Annotated in this window: 14 protein-coding genes; 7 read left to right on the forward strand and 7 right to left on the reverse strand. The window is 72.4% G+C overall.

All coding sequences use genetic code 11. The annotated features are described in order from the left end of the window. Positions 1 to 134: 134 nt before the first annotated feature. A complete protein-coding gene (locus AB8A24_RS08350; RefSeq protein ID WP_328964747.1) occupies positions 135 to 1,133 on the reverse strand; it encodes a DUF1996 domain-containing protein in 999 nt (332 codons plus the stop codon). An 82-nt stretch (positions 1,134 to 1,215) separates the two neighbouring features. Here AB8A24_RS08350 and AB8A24_RS08355 point away from each other — a divergent pair, with 82 nt between their 5' ends. Beyond that, positions 1,216 to 2,199, forward strand: coding sequence for an aminoglycoside phosphotransferase family protein (locus AB8A24_RS08355; protein ID WP_328964748.1), 984 nt, complete (start codon positions 1,216 to 1,218; stop codon positions 2,197 to 2,199). A gap of 71 nt (positions 2,200 to 2,270) precedes the next feature. On the opposite strand, the gene AB8A24_RS08360 is transcribed toward AB8A24_RS08355, so the two are convergent. After that, positions 2,271 to 3,437: an ATP-binding protein gene (locus tag AB8A24_RS08360; RefSeq protein WP_369475248.1), complete on the reverse strand. Its 1,167-nt coding sequence runs from the start codon at positions 3,435 to 3,437 to the stop codon at positions 2,271 to 2,273. 328 nt (positions 3,438 to 3,765) lie between these two features. On the opposite strand from AB8A24_RS08360, the gene AB8A24_RS08365 reads away from it, so the two are divergent. The 4 genes from AB8A24_RS08365 (at position 3,766) to AB8A24_RS08380 (ending at position 10,338) form a co-directional block, all read left to right on the forward strand. Further along, the gene (locus tag AB8A24_RS08365) at positions 3,766 to 4,317 is read left to right on the forward strand and encodes a GNAT family N-acetyltransferase (protein ID WP_369475249.1); all 552 of its coding nucleotides are present in this window, start codon (positions 3,766 to 3,768) and stop codon (positions 4,315 to 4,317) included. Between the two features lie 75 nt (positions 4,318 to 4,392). After that, positions 4,393 to 5,142 carry a DUF1838 family protein gene (locus AB8A24_RS08370; RefSeq protein ID WP_328964751.1) on the forward strand — a complete coding sequence of 250 codons (750 nt, stop codon included), beginning with the start codon at positions 4,393 to 4,395 and terminating at the stop codon, positions 5,140 to 5,142. Between the two features lie 447 nt (positions 5,143 to 5,589). Further along, positions 5,590 to 7,356, forward strand: coding sequence for a S8 family serine peptidase (locus AB8A24_RS08375; protein ID WP_328966091.1), 1,767 nt, complete (start codon positions 5,590 to 5,592; stop codon positions 7,354 to 7,356). Positions 7,357 to 7,572: 216 nt separating this feature from the next. Beyond that, entirely contained in the window at positions 7,573 to 10,338 is a 2,766-nt protein-coding gene (locus AB8A24_RS08380) for an AAA family ATPase (protein ID WP_369475283.1), read from the forward strand. Between the two features lie 24 nt (positions 10,339 to 10,362). Here AB8A24_RS08380 and AB8A24_RS08385 read toward each other — a convergent pair whose 3' ends face one another. From AB8A24_RS08385 to AB8A24_RS08395, 3 genes are all read right to left on the reverse strand, one after another. Next, a complete protein-coding gene (locus tag AB8A24_RS08385) occupies positions 10,363 to 11,277 on the reverse strand; it encodes a glycoside hydrolase family 19 protein (protein ID WP_369475250.1) in 915 nt (304 codons plus the stop codon). Between the two features lie 152 nt (positions 11,278 to 11,429). Further along, positions 11,430 to 11,843, reverse strand: coding sequence for a rodlin (locus tag AB8A24_RS08390; RefSeq protein ID WP_328964753.1), 414 nt, complete (start codon positions 11,841 to 11,843; stop codon positions 11,430 to 11,432). A gap of 167 nt (positions 11,844 to 12,010) precedes the next feature. After that, positions 12,011 to 12,202, reverse strand: a complete 192-nt coding sequence (locus AB8A24_RS08395; RefSeq protein ID WP_030725782.1) for a DUF5302 domain-containing protein — start codon at positions 12,200 to 12,202, stop codon at positions 12,011 to 12,013. A 208-nt stretch (positions 12,203 to 12,410) separates the two neighbouring features. On the opposite strand from AB8A24_RS08395, the gene AB8A24_RS08400 reads away from it, so the two are divergent. Next, a complete protein-coding gene (locus AB8A24_RS08400) occupies positions 12,411 to 13,772 on the forward strand; it encodes an FAD-dependent oxidoreductase (protein WP_328964754.1) in 1,362 nt (453 codons plus the stop codon). Positions 13,773 to 13,857: 85 nt separating this feature from the next. Here the strand turns inward: AB8A24_RS08400 and AB8A24_RS08405 are convergent, their stop codons facing one another. Then, positions 13,858 to 14,376: a DUF664 domain-containing protein gene (locus AB8A24_RS08405; protein WP_328964755.1), complete on the reverse strand. Its 519-nt coding sequence runs from the start codon at positions 14,374 to 14,376 to the stop codon at positions 13,858 to 13,860. 85 nt (positions 14,377 to 14,461) lie between these two features. Further along, complete coding sequence (locus AB8A24_RS08410) at positions 14,462 to 16,006, reverse strand: MFS transporter (protein WP_328964756.1); 1,545 nt, start codon at positions 16,004 to 16,006, stop codon at positions 14,462 to 14,464. A gap of 154 nt (positions 16,007 to 16,160) precedes the next feature. Between AB8A24_RS08410 and AB8A24_RS08415 the strand changes: the two genes are divergently transcribed. Beyond that, complete coding sequence (locus AB8A24_RS08415) at positions 16,161 to 16,598, forward strand: MarR family winged helix-turn-helix transcriptional regulator (RefSeq protein ID WP_030725769.1); 438 nt, start codon at positions 16,161 to 16,163, stop codon at positions 16,596 to 16,598.

The following is a 16,598-nucleotide window of genomic DNA, read 5'->3' on the forward strand; positions in this document are numbered from 1 at the left end:
CCGTCTTCCTCGCATATGTGGTGCGGTCGGAACACGCCACCAGGACGGATTCGGTTCACGTGACCTGCGTCACTCGGATCCCGTCGTGCGGATCCCGTCACTCGGGGCGGGTCGGTCGGCTCGGGTCGGGCCGCTCAGGTCCGGCAGGCGCGGCCCTTGTTGAGGCAGTCGACGACCGAGGCCATCTGGCGGTCGGTCATCGCGTTCACGAACATCGCGTGATCCGTCTTCGGGCTGTGCCGCTGCTCGGGGAAGGAGTCGAGGGCCACGTTCAGCCCCGGGGGGATGTCGTAGGCGAGCCAGACGCGCAGTTCGGGCACCGGGAAGGTGTCCTTCGGGCAGACGCCGTTCGCGGCGGTGAACAGCAGGTGCGAGCGGTGCGTGACGCCGACGGTGTCGAGGCCGTTCCAGCAGCTCGGGAAGACGAGGGTGCGGGTGACGCGCTCGCCCGCCGGGCAGCGCGGATAGCGGGTGGTGGCCCGGTCGGGGGAGCCCGAGCACCCCCAACGGGCCCGGACGTCGGCCTCGCTGCCCGCCGTGTACGCGACGGCGTCGCCGGTCATCCCGCGCAGGAAGCGCGGCATCGGCACCACCTTGCTCACGGGATTGCCGCGGAACTCCACCCGGACCGAGGCCTCCGGCACGATCTCGCCGACGTTGCCGTGCCCCGCCGAGTCCTCGTGCGGGCGCGTGCCCGGGCGATCGGGGCGACGCAGGACGGGCCAGTAGTACGTGGACCGGTCGCCGCCCGCACAGCTCGTGGCGGCCGCGTCCAACGAGGCCTCCGTGGACAGCGCGTCGGTGGAGAGGTTCCCCACGTAGGCGTGCGTGTGATGGGCGCCGCCCGGCAGGCCGGGCGAGACCACGAGGTTGTCCTCGTTGTAGTGACGCTCCTCGTTGCGGCCGCAATCCACCACCATCGAACCGGTCGACCCCTCGGACCCGGAGGCGGGAGCGGCCGCCGGGACGCGCGGGACCTCACGTATGTCCACGTAGTCGGACGCCACCGGCCGCCCGTCCGCCGCCCCGGCGTGCGGACCGACCGCTCGCCACGCCCCCAGTACCGCCGCGATCAGCACGCCGCCCAGGACCAGGCAGAGGGCGAGAGTGAGCAGCCGGTGTTCGTTCCCCATGCCGGTCACCGTCGCCGCTGGCGTCCCCGTCGTCAACCTGACATCCGAATGGTGGGCGCGGGAAGATCGATAGGCTGTCTCCATGACGGTGGGCGAGGGGGCCGAAGGCATGGGCGACGATCCTCACGGCGAGGGCTGGGATGCCACGCGCTCCTGGGTGGAGCAAGGGCTGTCCGAGGTCGAACGCATCGAGAAGGTCGTACGGCTGCGCGGCGGCTGGACCTCGCGGATGCGCCGCCTGGACCTCGGCGGACCGGACGGTCGGCGCTCGCTCGTGCTGCGGTCCTTCGTCACACCCTTCTACCTCCGGCACGCGGAGGGCCTGCTGACCCGTGAGGCGGATATCCTGCGGCTGCTCGCCGACACGGACGTACCGGCGGCCGAACTGGTGGCGGTGGACGCGACGGCCCGGCACTGCGACCACCCCTCCTTGCTGATGTCCCTGCTGCCGGGAACCGTGCGCCTGGGCGACCGGCACGCCGACGACCGCGCCGACCTGCTGGCCCGTCAACTGGTACGCATCCATCACCTGCCGGTGTCCGCACAGAGCCGGCCGCGCACCTATCAGCCCTGGGCCTCCGCCGAGCGCGTGAGCCCGCCCGCGGACACCGAGCGGCCCGAGCTCTGGCAGCGGGCGGTCGACGTCATCCGCCGCGACCCCCCGGCCTATCAGGGCCGCTTCCTGCACCGGGACTTCCATCCCGGGAACGTCCTGTTCACGGGTACGGGCGAGGACCTCCGGATCAGTGGCGTCGTCGACTGGGTGGAGACCTCCTGGGGGCCCGCCGACCTCGACGTGGCGCACTGCTCGACGGCCCTCGCCCTGCTGCACGGGGTACCGGCGGGGATGGGCTTCGCCGACCGCTACGCCGCCGCGGGAGGAACCCTGGCCGAGGACCCCACCGCCCATCTCCACTGGCGGCTGCTGGACGCGCTGGGCTTCGCGCCGGACGCGGAGAAGGTCGCTGTGCCCTGGCGCGAGCTGGGCCGCGTCGACCTGACGGCCCGTGTCATGACCCAGAGGCTGGAGGGGTACATCCAAGCCCTCTTCGAGAGGTACGCCTGAATCGCCGTATCCCGGCCGACCGGCGGCCGACCACCGCCGTGCACCGACATCGGCCGGGATACGGCGAGCGCTCAGCCGAGGGCGTCGGCCCCGAGGATCCGGTCGACGACCGCCGTGGCCTGCTCCGGGTTCTCCTCCAGCCAGGCTCCGAGATGTTCCCCGACGGCCTCACCGACACAGGCGCGCACCGCGGCGTTGCCCAGCTCTCCGTGTGTGGCGCCGACGAACTCGGGGTCGTCCAGCTTGACCGACACGACCGCCGTCAGGCCCGCGGCGACGCGTTCGCCGTCGAGGCCGGGGGCTTCGGCCGCCGGCAGCCCACGCCCTCGCGCGTACGCGTCGAGCGCGGCCGCCACCCCCGCGCGCAGGCCCGCCTCATGCGTGCCGCCGTACGGTGTGGCCACGCTGTTGGCGAAGCCACGGATCCGTTCCTCGGGGGAGCCGCACCATCGCAGGGCCACCTCCATCGTCCCCGCCATCCGCGGGTCCTCCCGCTCGAAGCCGATGACGTCCGTGTGCACCGGGGTCCCCGCCCGCGCCGGGAGCGAGAGCACGAAGTCCCGTACCCCGCCCAGGAAACGGAACCGCGCCGTCTGGGGGCCGTCCGCAGGGCGCTCGTCGGTCAGGGAGATGTCCAGGCCCCGGTTGAGGAAGGCCAGTTCCCTGAAGCGCTCCGCCAGCACGGCGAATGAGCACTCCGTCGTCGCGAAGAGGACGGCGTCGGGCCGGAAGGTGAGGGTGGTCCCGCTTCCGGGCGCCGGACCCGCGGCGGTGGGCGGAGTGACGGCGACGCCGCGCGCGTACTCCTGGACCCGGCGGACCCCCGCGCGCCGCACCTCGGCCGTCAGGCGGCTCGACAACGCGTTGGCGACGGCGGGCCCCAGGCCGAAGCGGGTCAGGTTCACCGCGCGACGGTCGCCGGGCCGCGCCCCGAAGGACAGCTCCGTCAACAGGGCTTCGAGGCCGGGGCCCTCGGTGTCCCCGGCGGCTGCGAAGGGGACACCCGGACCGTCGTCGGTGACCCGCACGCCGCCGTCGGCCAGGAGGGTCACGCCGACGGAGCCGGCGCGGCCGCTCACGGCCTCGTTCACCGCCCGGTCCGCGACCTCGAAGACCAGTTGGTGCAGGCCGCGTTCGTCGGTCGAGCCGATGTACATCCCGGGCCGCCTGCGAACGGCCTCGGGCCACTCCAGCACCTTGATGTGGGCGGCGTCGTATCCGATCGCTTCGTCACTCACGAAATCCCCCTCCGATGGTGTCCGGCAGATGTCCCCAGCCTAGGTGAAACCGAGGAAAGGGCCAGGTCAGAGCCGGTTTGTCGCGTGCATGTACGGGCAGGTGAGGGGCTGTCCGGTGCGGGTCCGCCCCGGGGGCGCGCACCGCGACCGAATCGCGGCCCGTGGCCCGCCGAAGCCGCGTACGGCCCCGTTCCCGGCGGCCCCGAGGTGCCCGATTCCGGTGTGGCTCTCAGCCCGGTGTGAGGCACCGCGTCAGCGCGGCCCGCTGCCGCTCGGGCAGGTGGTCACCCGTCGGCGCACGCCCGGACGTGCTCAGTACGATCGCTCGATGATCACTTCCGTCACGCTCGGGGCCGCCGCGACACCGACCGCTCCGGCTCTCGTCCTTCGGCCCTGGTGCGTGGACGACGTCGCCGCGTTGGTCGAGGCCTCCCCGGATCCCGGGCCGCGGTCCGAGGACGACGGACTGGGGTGGGTGCGGGCCCAGGAGTGGGGCTGGGCGGAGGGGGTGCGGTTCGGCTTCGCCGTCCTGGAGTCGGGCACGGGCACGGGCGCGTCGTCGCCGGCGCGGCTGGTGGGCAACGTCGTCCTCAAGGAGGTCGCGCCCGGCAAGGCCGCCGCCGAGGTCGGCTACTGGACGGCGACCCGGGCGCGGGGCCGGGGTGTGGCCTCCCGAGCCCTGGAAGCCCTCACCAACTGGTCCCTGGACGTCTTCCGGGCCGACGGCCTCGAACGCCTCGAACTGCTCCACCAGGTGGACAACCTCGCGTCCTGCCGCGTCGCGGCCAAGTGCGGCTACGCGTACGACAGGACCCTGGCCTCCGCGCCTCCGGCCTTCCCGCTCGACGGCCACCTGCACGTACGCCGCGCGGCCGCCTGACCTGTCGCCGGCGGGGCCGAGGTTGTCCGTAGGGCCGCTTGTCCGGCCGTGCGGCGACCGCGCACAGTGGGGCGTATGACAACAGAGCTGACCCCCGCCGAGCTCCTGCACGCATTCGCCCGCACCCGCGCCTCGCTCGACGGCGCCGAGGTCACCTACTGGTGGACCGGGGACGTCCACTCCTGGGCCCCGGGCGAGCCCTACCGGCGCCTCTTCGGCTTCGAAGGGCTCAACGTCGCGCGCCTCGTGGCGGACGAGGAGCTCGGCGGCTACCAGCTCCTGTCCAGGGAAGCCGCCTTCTACCTCGACCCCGCGACCCGGGAGATCCTGGAGACCTGGCAGGACAAGCCGGTGGTCCACGTCTGGAACGATCCGGCCAACCAGAAGTGGCGCCCCTTCCCGGTCCCCATGACGGAACTGGGCGACCAGGTCTGCTTCAGCCTGGAGATCCCGCTGGCCTACCCCTCGCCCCTGCCGGTCGAGGAGTACCCGGCACAGTCCGCCGACGACACCTACCGCGCCCTGGAGCTGTTCCAGTTCTTCGCGCCCGCGGCCACCCTGACCACCGACGCGGTGAGCGTCCCCGCCACGATGTCCTGGACCCGGATGTCCCCGTGGCTGCCCTGGATGGAACAGGGGCAGCGCCCCGGCGGCCTCACCTTCCACTGCCGCGGCCGCAAGCTGGTCTCGTACACGCAGGTTCCGGAGCGCACCCGCGCCTATATCGCCGAAAATCAGCCTGAATTCGCCCACGCACCGGAGAAGTGGAGCGAGCCGAACGAGACCAGCTGGACGTACTTCCGCAAGCTGTTCCCGCCGCGGTAGAGCCGGTCCCCGCTCCCACCCCCGGTCCCGCGCGGCGTGCGCGCGGTCGCCGAACGTCCCTGGTCAAAGCCCTGCCGAGGGATCCCCGGGGGGAGCCGCAGGGGGTGGACAAGGGTTTTCCCCGTATCGAGTTCATCCCCGTGTTGCCTACTGTCTGCCCACCGGCGATCTTCCCCTGGCCCTGCGGCACACACGCCAACCCCACATGGCGTGAAGGCGGCATCGGTCGGGGGGAGAGCCGGGACCGCCGTTGCCCGGCCCCGCCGTTGCGGCTCGGGCGACGTGGCGCGCGGCGGAGCCGGGGCGAGCTCGACCAACTCGCTCCCGGTCCCGCGGCCGCCGGAACCTCCCACACTGCACTGACCGGCCGCTCCGGCACGCCCGGAAACGGCCCTCGAAGGGGAACACGTGCACGCTTCCAGACGTAGGCTCATATCTGTGGTGGCCATGTCGGTCACCCTGCTCGCCGGCTCCGCGACCGCCTCCGTGGCCCTGGCCACCGAGACCCCCGCCGCGGCCCCCGCCGCCACGGTCGCCCCCACCGCGCCGGTCGAGAACCTCATCGTCGGATACAAGTCCTCGGCCACCGAGGCCAGCTCGAACACCGCGGCGGCGGACGACGCCACCGCCAAGGGCAAGAAGGCCGGCAAGAAGACGAAGTTCGACCGCCGCCTTGGCACCGGCGCCGCCCTCGTCAACCTGGGTGGTGCGACCGCCCCGGCCGACGCGGCGAACGTGATGGCCCAGTTCCGCGCCGACCCGGACGTCGCCTACGTCGAGCCGGACACCCGCGCCTACGCCATGGCCGTCACCCCGAACGACACCGAGTACGCCAAGCAGTGGGACCTCTTCGAGTCCACCGCCGGCATGAACGTCCCCGGTGCCTGGGACACGACCACGGGCTCCGGCGTCACCGTCGCCGTGATCGACACCGGCTACGTCGCCCACTCGGACGTCGCGCCGAACATCGTCTCCGGCTACGACTTCATCTCGACCTCCTCCGAGGCCCGCGACGGCAACGGGCGGGACAGCAACCCCGCCGACGAGGGCGACTGGAACGCCACCGACGGCGAGTGCGGTGTCGGTTCCAAGGCCAGCACCTCCTCCTGGCACGGCACCCACGTCGCGGGCACCATCGCCGCGGCCACCAACAACTCCAAGGGTGTCGCGGGCATCGCCTACGGCGCGAAGATCCAGCCCGTCCGCGTGCTCGGCAAGTGCGGCGGTGCCACCTCGGACATCGTCGACGCGATCACCTGGGCCTCCGGCGGTTCCGTCGCGGGCGTCCCGGCCAACGCCACCCCCGCCAAGGTCATCAACATGAGCCTCGGCGGCTCGGGCACCTGCGGCACCAGCTACCAGAACGCCATCAACGCCGCCGTCGCCCGCGGTACGACCGTCGTCGTCGCCGCAGGCAACAGCAACGCCAACGCGTCCGGCTTCTCGCCCGCCAGCTGCAACAACGTGATCAACGTGGCGTCGACGAACCGCGCCGGCGAGCGCTCGTACTACTCCAACTTCGGCACGATCATCGACATCGCCGCCCCGGGCGGTGAGACCCGCCGCGCCACCGACACGCCCGGCACCGTCACCACCCCCGAGAACGCGATCCTCTCCACCCTGAACGCCGGCACCACCACCCCCGGTGCCGAGTCCTACAAGCCCTACCAGGGCACCAGCATGGCCGCCCCGCACGTCGCGGGTCTCGCCGCCCTGCTGAAGTCCGCCAAGAGCTCGCTGACCCCGGCCCAGATCGAGGCCGCGATCAAGGCCAACGCCCGCCCGCTGCCCGGTACCTGCACCGGTGGCTGCGGCGCCGGCCTCGCCGACGCGGCCGCGACCGTCGCCGCCGTCACCTCGACGACCCCGCCCACCGGCGGCTTCGAGAACACCACGGACGTCGCCATCGGCGACAACACCACCGTGGAGAGCCCGATCACCGTCAGCGGTGTCACCGGCAACGCCCCGGCCACCCTCAAGGTGGGCGTGAACATCGTGCACAGCTACATCGGTGACCTCAAGGTCGACCTCGTCGCCCCCGACGGCACCGTCTACACCGTGCACAACCGCTCCGGCGGCAGCACCGACAACATCAACCAGGTCTACACCGTGAACGCCTCCTCCGAGGTCGCGAACGGCACCTGGAAGCTGCGCGTCAACGACAACGCCGGCGGCGACACCGGCAAGATCGACTCCTGGAACCTGACCTTCTGATCAGGAGCCAACTCGGCCTGACGGCCAGATAGTACGGACCAAAGCGAGCCCGCGGACCTGCTGATACACCTCGTATCGGCAGGTCCGACGGGTTTTCCCGGGACGTGACTGATTTCTGCGTCACAATCCGTGGTCGCCCGCCACTCGACCTCGTATTGTCGCCTCTCACAGGAAGGGCACAGGAGCTGGGGATCGAGAGGCTGGTGGCTGTGCGTGGTGGCGGCGACGGGGCACGCTGACACAAGTGTCGGACACGGAGAACTGATCAAGGCGGTCGACCGCGCGTTGACCGCGCACGGCCGGGCGCTGTTGATCGGACCGGCCGGCGCGGGCAAGACCGAGGTCGTGCGCGCCGTCGTGGCCGCGGCCGAATCGCGCCGTGAGACCGTGCTGTGTCTCGCCCCCGAGGCCGCCGACCAATGGATACCCGAGGCGTCCGCCGCCGCCCTCCTCGCCTCCGTACCCGGCGGCGCCCTGGAACAGCTCTCCGGCCCCCAGCGCACCGCCATCGCCCTCCTGCGCCGCGAGGCCGACGCCCCCCGGGCCGGCCGCGACCACATCGCGCTGCGCCTCGCCGTGGTCGAGGTGCTGCGGGCGCTCGCCGACCGGCACCCCGTCCTGCTCGTCCTCGACAACGCCCAGTGGCTCGACGCCGAGAGCACCGACCTGCTCCGCTTCGCCCTGCGCCTCACCCCGCCCGGCGTACGGGTCCTGGTCGCCGAATGCGTCCAGGGCGGGGTCCCGGTGGGCGAACCCCTCTGCGGCCCCGGCGTCCCCGCCATCCGGGTCCCCCCGCTGGGGGCCGACGAGGTCGCCGAACTCCTCGTCCGCCACGGCCTCCCGGCCCGCCTCGCCGGCCGCATCCACCAGGCCAGCGGCGGCAACCCGCGCCTCGCCCTCGCCCTCGGCCACTCCCTCGCCGAAGCCGCCGAGGCCCGCGACTGCAGCGCCCACCACGCCGACGCCCTGCCCGTCTCCGGACAGGCCCGCGAGGTGGCCCGCCGGCTCCTGGCCGGGGCCCCCGTCCAGGCCCGCCGCACCCTGCTGCTCGCCGCCCTCGCCGCTCGCCCCACCATCTCCCTGCTGCGCCGGGCGGGCCGCCCCGACGCCGAGGCCGAGCTGGCCGAGGCGGAACGGGCCGCGCTGGTCAGGGTGGGGGAGGACGGCTCCGTGGAGTTCACCGCCGGCGCCCTGCCGACCGCCCTCGCCGCCGACGCGGGCTGGCCCGAACGCGCCGCCGGGCACGCCGCCCTGGCCGAGGCCGTCGACGATCCCGTCCAGGCCGTACGGCACCGCGCGCTGGCCGTGGACACCCCCGACCAGTGGCTGGCCGAGGAGATCACCGAGGCCGCCGCGGCCTGCCGGCGCCGGGGCCAGCGCGCCCTCGCCGCCGAACTGGGCCTGCTCGCCGCCGAACGGACGCCGTCCTGGCTGGCCGGTGAGGAACTGGCCCGCCTGGTCGCTGCCGCCGAGGACGCCGGCTGGTCCGGCCGCGCCGACCTCGCCCGCCGCGCCACCGGGGCCGTCCTGGCCCGCGACGCCTCGCCCGCCGACCGGGTCCGGGCCCGCCTCGCCGTGATCGACGCCGCCGGGCAGGCCCTCGGCGCCCTCGACGAGACCATCGCGTACGCCATGGACGAGGCCGCGGGCGACCCCTCGCTGCAGGCCGCCGTCCAACTGCGGATCGCCTGGAAGCACAACCTCAGCGACGGCGACCCGGTCCGCTCCCGCGACGCCGCGGCCCGCGCCGGGGCGCCCGCCGCACTCGGCGGCGACCAGGTCGCCGAGGCCATGGCCCTGACCGTACGGGCCCGGATGGGCCGGATCCTGGGCGACCCCGGCGCCGAGGCGATCCTGGCCGAGGCCCTCGCCCTGCCCGCCCCCGAGGTGCCGCTCGGCATGCGCAACGCGCCCCAGTACCTCGCCGTCCGGCACGCCCTCTTCGACGACGGCCTCGACGACGCCCGCCGCCAGCTCATGGTCCTGCTGCCCGCCGTCCAGCGCACCGGCTCCGCCGAGGACGTCTTCGAGGTCCTGCGCAGCCTCACCGAGGTCGAACTGCGCGGCGGCCGGTGCGAGGCCGCCTCCGCCCACGCCCGCCGGGCCCTGGAGCTCACGATAGACGCGGGCCTCTCGCCCGGCCCGGCCTGGTACGTCGCCGCGATGGCGGAGGCCATGGGCGGCAGCTTCGCCCGGGCCGCCGGCTACGCCCGGCGCGGCATCCAGGCCTCGCAGGAGGAGCAGGACCTGGTCTTCCTCTCCCGCAGCCTGCACGCGCTCGGCCTCGTCGAACTCGCCACGGGCGAGGCGGCGAAGGCCGTCGCCACCCTGCGTCGGGTCGCCGAACTGGAGGCCGCCCAGCAGGTGGTGGACCCCTCGATCCTGCGCTGGCACGGGGAGCTCGCCGAGGCCCTGATCGCCGCCGACGCCCCCGAGGAGGCGGCCCGGCTGCTGGCCTCCGTCCGCACGGTCGCCGTCGGCCTCGGCCGGACCGGGGTCGTCGCGGCCCTCGACCGGGCCCGCGGGCTGTGCCTGTCGGCTCAGGGCGACGCGGACGCGGCCGTGCACCTGCTGGAGGCCACCGCCCAGCGCTTCGACGTGCTCCGGCTGCCGCTGGAACGCGGCCGTACGCTGCTCGCCCTCGCCCGGGTGGAGCGCCGCCGGCGTCGGCGGGCGCCGGCCCGCGCGGCGCTGCGGGCCGCGGCCGAGGTGTTCGACCGGGCCGGGGCCGCCCCCTGGACGGAGCTCGCCAGGGAACCGGCCCCCGGCGACGGCGCCGGTGCGCGGGTACCGGCGGCCGCGACCCTGACCGAGGCCGAGACCCGGCTCGCGCTGCTGGTCAGCCAGGGCGCCAGCAACCAGGAGGCCGCGGCGAAGCTGTTCCTCAGCGTCAAGACGGTGGAGGCCCGGCTGACCCGCATCTACCAGAAGCTCGACGTCCGCTCCCGGGCCCAGCTGGCCACCGCGCTGCGCACGCGGTGACCGTCCCGCCGGTGGCGGCTCCGCTCAGCAGCCGAGGTTGTTCCCGGGGGTCACCCCGAGCAGCTGCGTGAAGCTCTGATACTTCGAGATGCGGCTCTGGACCTGGGCGGGGTTGCCGCCGTTGCACTCCAGGGAGCCGTTGATCGAGCGGATGGTCTCCCCGAAGCCCGCGCCGTTCACCATGGCGGCGTGGGCGGTCATCGTGCCCGGGCCGTTCTGGGTGTTCCAGTACCAGAGCGCCGTCTTCATGGCGACGGCCGGATCCTGCTCCACCAGGTACGGGTTGGCGAGCAGGTTGATGCCGAGGGCGTCACCGGCGGCCTTGTAGTTGAAGTTCCAACTGAGCTGGATGGGTCCGCGCCCGTAGTAGGCGGCCTGCCCGGCGGGACAGCCGTACGGCTGGCTCGCGTCGCAGTAGTGGGGGTAGTTGGCGGTGTTCTGCTCCACGATGTACACGAGTCCGCCCGTCTCGTGGGAGACGTTCGCGAGGAAGGCCGCGGCCTCGCGCTTCTTGGTGGTGTCGTCGCCGGTCTTGGCGAACCCGGGGTAGGCGGACAGCGCCGCGACCAGGCCGTTGTAGGTGTAGAAGGGGTTCCGGTTCGGGAACATCTGGTTGAACTGGGCCTCGGAGACCACGAATCCGCTGGGGTTGCCCGGGTCCGGGTCCGTGCTCCCGCCGCCGCAGGTGCCCTGGTCCGCCCAGACGCCCCACTGGCCGGTGGTGCCGGGCGTCTCGCCCTGGGTCCACCACTTCGCCTGCCAGTTGTGGCCGCCGTACGAGGCGCTCATGCCGCCCGTGTAGACGGCCGAGGAGGCCCAGGCGCCGGCGCAGGGGGTCGCGGCGACGGCGGGGGAGGAGGGGAGGGTGAGGGCGAGGCCGGCCGTGACGGCCGCGGCGGCGGTGAGTGCGAGGGCGCGGAGGCGAAGCGCACGTATCACGTAACTGCTCCTTCAGTGGGGGGACTTGTCGTGGGGGCAACGGTGCCCACTGAAGCGAAAATGGTCTGAACCTGTCAAGGTCTAGACCAAATGAAACGCGCCGGTGTCACGCGTCACGCGTGACGCGTGACACCGGCGCGGAATCGAGCCGATCAGCTGCCCTGGGAGAGGTTTCCGGAGAGGACCGGGATGTTGCTGGCGATGTGCGAGACCGACTCGTCGCCCTTGGCCTGGGTGGAGTTCTCGGCGCACTGCTGGTTCTGCGGGTTGGCGAGCACGTTGACGTCCTGGACGCCGACGTTGGCGATGAGCGCCAGCAGGGACTGGGCGTTGACCTTGGCCGGCAGGCCGACGCAGAGCTTGTTCAGCGAGCCCTGAATGGCGCCGAGCTGCGGGCTCATCTTGCCGGCGGTCTCCTGGTTGCCGTAGATCTGGGCCGCGTTGTTGCCGTTCACGGTGTTGACGCCGTTGTCGTTGCCGATCGCCATCGCCGGGGAGGCGACTGCGGCACCCGCGCCGAGCACGGCGGCGGTGGCGGCTGCGGTGGCCATGAACTTCTTCAACATGTGGGGATCCTTCTGTCGCACTGTCGCGTGTGATGGCTGCCCTCGGCGGGACGTGCTGATCAACTGTCGACAGTGCTCGCGGTTATCCCCACTCACCCGTGTGGCCCAATGCCGGATCGAGCCACCCCCGGCCGTGGCGGCGGGGGCGAGCTCCTCAGGTCCGAGGGTCAGCCGGTCTTGCGGCGGACCTTCTTGTTCTTGCCGCCGGGGCCGCTGCTGGCACCCTGGACCTTCGCCCGGCTCTGGTGGGCCTGCTGGGACTGGGCGTTCGCGGCGTTGCGTTCCAGGGCCTCGCGGAACTTGCGCTTGGCCGCGTCGGCCGGGGACTCGTCCTGCGGGGTGTCGGTTTCGTCAGCCATTTTGTCCTCCTGGGGTGATCAAGCGGTTTCAGTCTGTCAGGTGCCGTCGGTGCTGACCAGCGAGTTCCCTTATGCTCCAAGCGTTGCTTGGGGTAGTCATAAGTTTTGATTATGGGGTCATAAAGAGACACCGGGTGCTGAGTTAGGTTTACCTTCGTTTAGGGTTCCCTTTGATCCACCTTGCCGTCGCTCGAAGGGAACCTCTGCCATGCCTCGCCCTCTGCGGGTAGCAATCGTCGGTGCCGGCCCGGCCGGTATCTACGCCGCCGACGCGCTGCTGAAGTCCGAGGCAGCCGTCGAGCCCGGTGTGTCCATCGACCTCTTCGAGCGGATGCCCGCGCCCTTCGGCCTGATCCGGTACGGCGTCGCCCCCGACCACCCCCGGATCAAGGGCATCATCACCGCCCTTCACCAGGTGCTCGACAAGCCGCAGGTCCGCCTCTTCGGCAACGTCGACTACCCGAACGACATCAGCCTCGACGAGCTGCAGTCCTTCTACGACGCCGTGATCTTCTCCACCGGCGCCACGGCCGACCGCGCGCTGACCATCCCGGGCGTCGACCTCGACGGCTCCTACGGCGCCGCCGACTTCGTCTCCTGGTACGACGGCCACCCGGACGTCCCGCGCACCTGGCCGCTGGAGGCCGAGAAGGTCGCCGTGCTCGGCGTCGGCAACGTCGCCCTGGACGTCGCGCGCATCCTCGCGAAGACGGCCGACGAGCTGCTGCCGACCGAGATCCCGGCGAACGTCTACGACGGCCTCAAGGCGAACAAGGCCCTGGAGGTGCACGTCTTCGGCCGCCGCGGTCCGGCGCAGGCCAAGTTCAGCCCCATGGAGCTCCGGGAGCTGGACCACTCGCCCAACATCGAGGTCATCGTCAACCCCGAGGACATCGACTACGACGAGGGCTCCATAGCCACCCGCCGCGCCAACAAGCAGGCCGACATGGTCGCCAAGACCCTGGAGAACTGGGCGATCCGCGACATCGGCGAGCGCCCGCACAAGCTGTTCCTGCACTTCTTCGAGTCGCCCGCCGAGATCCTCGGCGAGGACGGCAAGGTCGTCGGACTGCGCACCGAGCGCACCGAGCTCGACGGCACGGGCAACGTCAAGGGCACCGGCAACTTCACCGACTGGGACATCCAGTCCGTCTACCGGGCCGTGGGCTACCTCTCCGACGAGCTGCCCAAGCTCCCCTGGGACGTCGAGTCGGGCACGGTCCCGGACGAGGGCGGCCGCGTGATCGACGCCGGTGGCCACCTGCGGTCGACGTACGTCACCGGATGGATCCGGCGCGGTCCGGTCGGCCTGATCGGCCACACCAAGGGTGACGCGAACGAGACCGTCGCGAACCTGCTCGCCGACCACGCGGAGGGCCGCCTGAGCGAGCCGGCCGCCCCGGCGCCGGAGGCCGTCGAGGCCTTCCTCGCCGAGCGCAGCGTCCGCTACACGACGTGGGAGGGCTGGCACCGACTGGACGCGGCCGAGAAGGCCCTCGGTGAGCCCCAGGGCCGCGAGCGGGTGAAGATCGTCGAGCGCGAGGACATGCTCGAAGCGAGCGGAGCGTAGGAAGGGGAGGGCCGGGACCCGTACGGGGTCCCAGCCCTCCGTGCGTTCGGCGGCGGGAGCTGCGGCCCCCGGGGCGAGGACGTCCTCAGACGCCCCGGTCCCGCTCCAGCACGCCCCGTACGAAAGCCGCCTGCCCGGCGTGCTGGAGGTCGTCCCCGAGCACGCTGACCAGGCGTACCCCGAGGGTGACCGGTGGATCCCAGCGCTCGTCGACCACCCGGTCCAGGTCGGCGGCGGCGAGGCCGCGCACGAACCGAGCGGTCCGCTCGTGCACCGCGTCGAAGTAGCCCAGCAGCAGCTCGCCCGAGTCGACCCGGACGGTGTAGACGTCCCGCGGCGTGTGCCCGTACCCGGTCGCCCCGGCGGGCAGCGGCAGGGCGAACCGGTCCGACCAGCCCTCGGAGTCCCACACCTGATCGGTGCCGGCCGCGTCCGCGATGTGGTCGTCCTGGACCCGGGTCAGGTGCCAGACGAGCCAGGTGACCGAGTTCGCCGCCGGGTCCACGCGAGCGTTGAGCAGCTCCGGAGTGACCCCTTCCACGACCTCGTGAACGATCTCCCGGATGCGTCCGAAACCGTCGGCGATGACGTCCGTAGCCTTCATGGATCCACCATGCAAGGCCCGGGGGCCCGACCGCCGCGAGCGACACGCGGAGGTCGGGCCGCCGGGCCGGCGGACGGACGCTCGGTCAGCGGCCGGCGTCGGCCTTCTCGGCCGTGTCGACCTTCGCGGCCGTGTCCGCCTGCTCGGTCGCCGCTGCGGGCTCGGCCGCCACGGGCTGTCCGGCGGCCGCGGCCACGGTGCCGTGCCCGCTCCGCAGGCCGATCCAGCTGATCACCGCGACCAGCGCGAAGGCCACCGCCCCGATCCCGAAGGTGAGGGTGAACCCGGACTCGGCGGGCAGCGGGGGAACCCCCGCCGGCAGGTGCTCGACGGTCTTGGAGGCCAGGATCGTGGTGACGACGGCGCTGCCGATCGCGCTGCCCGTGGAGCGGGAGATCGAGTTGATGCCGTTGGCGATGCCGCTCTGGTGGTGCGGGACGCTGGACATGATCACGGCGGGCATGGCGGCGTAGCCGAAACTGACGGCCGCGCCGACGACGAGCCCGGCGCCGATCACCGAGAAGCTGTGCTGGTGGTCCAGGCCGAGCCAGGCGAAGCCGGCCGCGCCGAGGGCCGCTGCCAGAGCCAGTGCCGTACGCGGACCGCGGTGGCGCACGATCTGGCCGCCCACGGGCGAGGCGAGCAGTGAGACGATGGCGCCGGGCAGCAGGAACTGCACGGAGGCGCGCAGGATGGACGCGTCGAAGCCGTAGCCGGTGAGGGCCTCGGGCATCTGGACGAGGTACGAGACGCCGAGGAAGTTCGCGAACATGCCGAAGCCGACGAGGACGCCGGCCAGGTTGGCCATCAGCACGGGGCGGTGGACGAACATCTTCATGTCGACGAGCGGCTCGCGCACCTTGCGCTCGACGAGCACCCAGACGGCGGCCATGACGGCGGCGCCGGCGAAGCTGCCGAGCGTGCGGGCGGAGCCCCAGCCCCACTCGTGGCCCTGGGAGATGGGCAGCAGGAGCAGCAGCAGCGCGATGCCGAGGGTCAGCGCGCCGAGGAAATCGGTACGGCCGCCGGTCTTGTGGCGGGTCGCCGGGACCAGGAAGACGACCGCGAGCAGGGCGAGGAGCGCGAAGCCGGTCGCCATCCAGAAGGCGTTGCGGTAGTCCGCGTCGGAACCGGAGGTGAGCAGCCCGGTCGCGACGAGCGCGAGCCCGCTGCCGAACGCGAGCGTGCCGCTGACCAGGGCCATCGCACCCGGCAGCTTCTGCGGCCGGACCTCTTCGCGCAGGACCGACAGGGCCAGCGGGAAGATCGCGGTGGCGGCTCCCTGGAGCACCCGGCCCAGGATCAGCAGCGGCAGCGAGGTGGCCAGCGCCGCGATGACGGAGCCGACGACCATGACGCCGAGCACGGCGACCAGCGTGGGCTTCTTGCCGTGCTGGTCGCCGAACCGGCCGAGCAGCGGGGTGAAGACGGCGGCCGACAGCAGGGTGGCGGTGGTCACCCAGCTCACGTTGGCCGTGGTCGTGCCGAGGTCTTCGCGGATGAGGCCGAGGATCGGGACCGGGAGGGTCTGCATCATCGACACGACCATGGCGGCCAGGCTCAGGGCGAAGACGATGACCGTCTCGTTCCGGTGCCCGGCGGCCGGGGTGGCGGGGGAGTGGGTGCTCATGGCTGGGGTGAACCTTCTTCGTGTTTCGGAGCTGAAGAGCTTCGGAACGCAGATGTTTGACCTTCTCAAGTAACTCGACCGACGGTAGACGTCGATAGTTAAGGTGGTCAAGTAAACAATTGATAATGTGAAGCATCCTGAGTACGCTCCAGGTATGAGCGACACCGCCACGCAGACCCCCACCAAGCTCCAGCTGCTGGAGCTGCTCGCCGCGATCGGCACCGCCCAATGGCGCGAGTTCGCGGCAGCCGCGGCCCAGCACGGCCTGACCTCCACCCAGGCCCGGGTCCTCGCCCAGCTCGACGGCCCCGTGCCCATGCGCGGCCTCGCCACCCTGCTCGTGTGCGACGCCTCCAACGTGACCGGCATCGTCGACCGGCTGGAGGCCCGCGAGCTGGTGCGCCGGGAGCCGGACCCGGCCGACCGCCGCGTCAAGAACGTCGTCGCGACGGACGCGGGCCGCGAGGTCATCCGCCGCGTACGCGAGGAGATGCAAGCCATGCACGGTGCGCTCGACACCCTGGACGAGGCCGAGAGCGCGACGCTCTACGCCCTGCTGGGCCGCCTGCGCCCCTCGATGGAGAAGAGCTAG

The sequence above is a fragment of the Streptomyces sp. BF23-19 genome (genome assembly GCF_041106355.1).
Classification (GTDB): domain Bacteria; phylum Actinomycetota; class Actinomycetes; order Streptomycetales; family Streptomycetaceae; genus Streptomyces; species Streptomyces virginiae_A.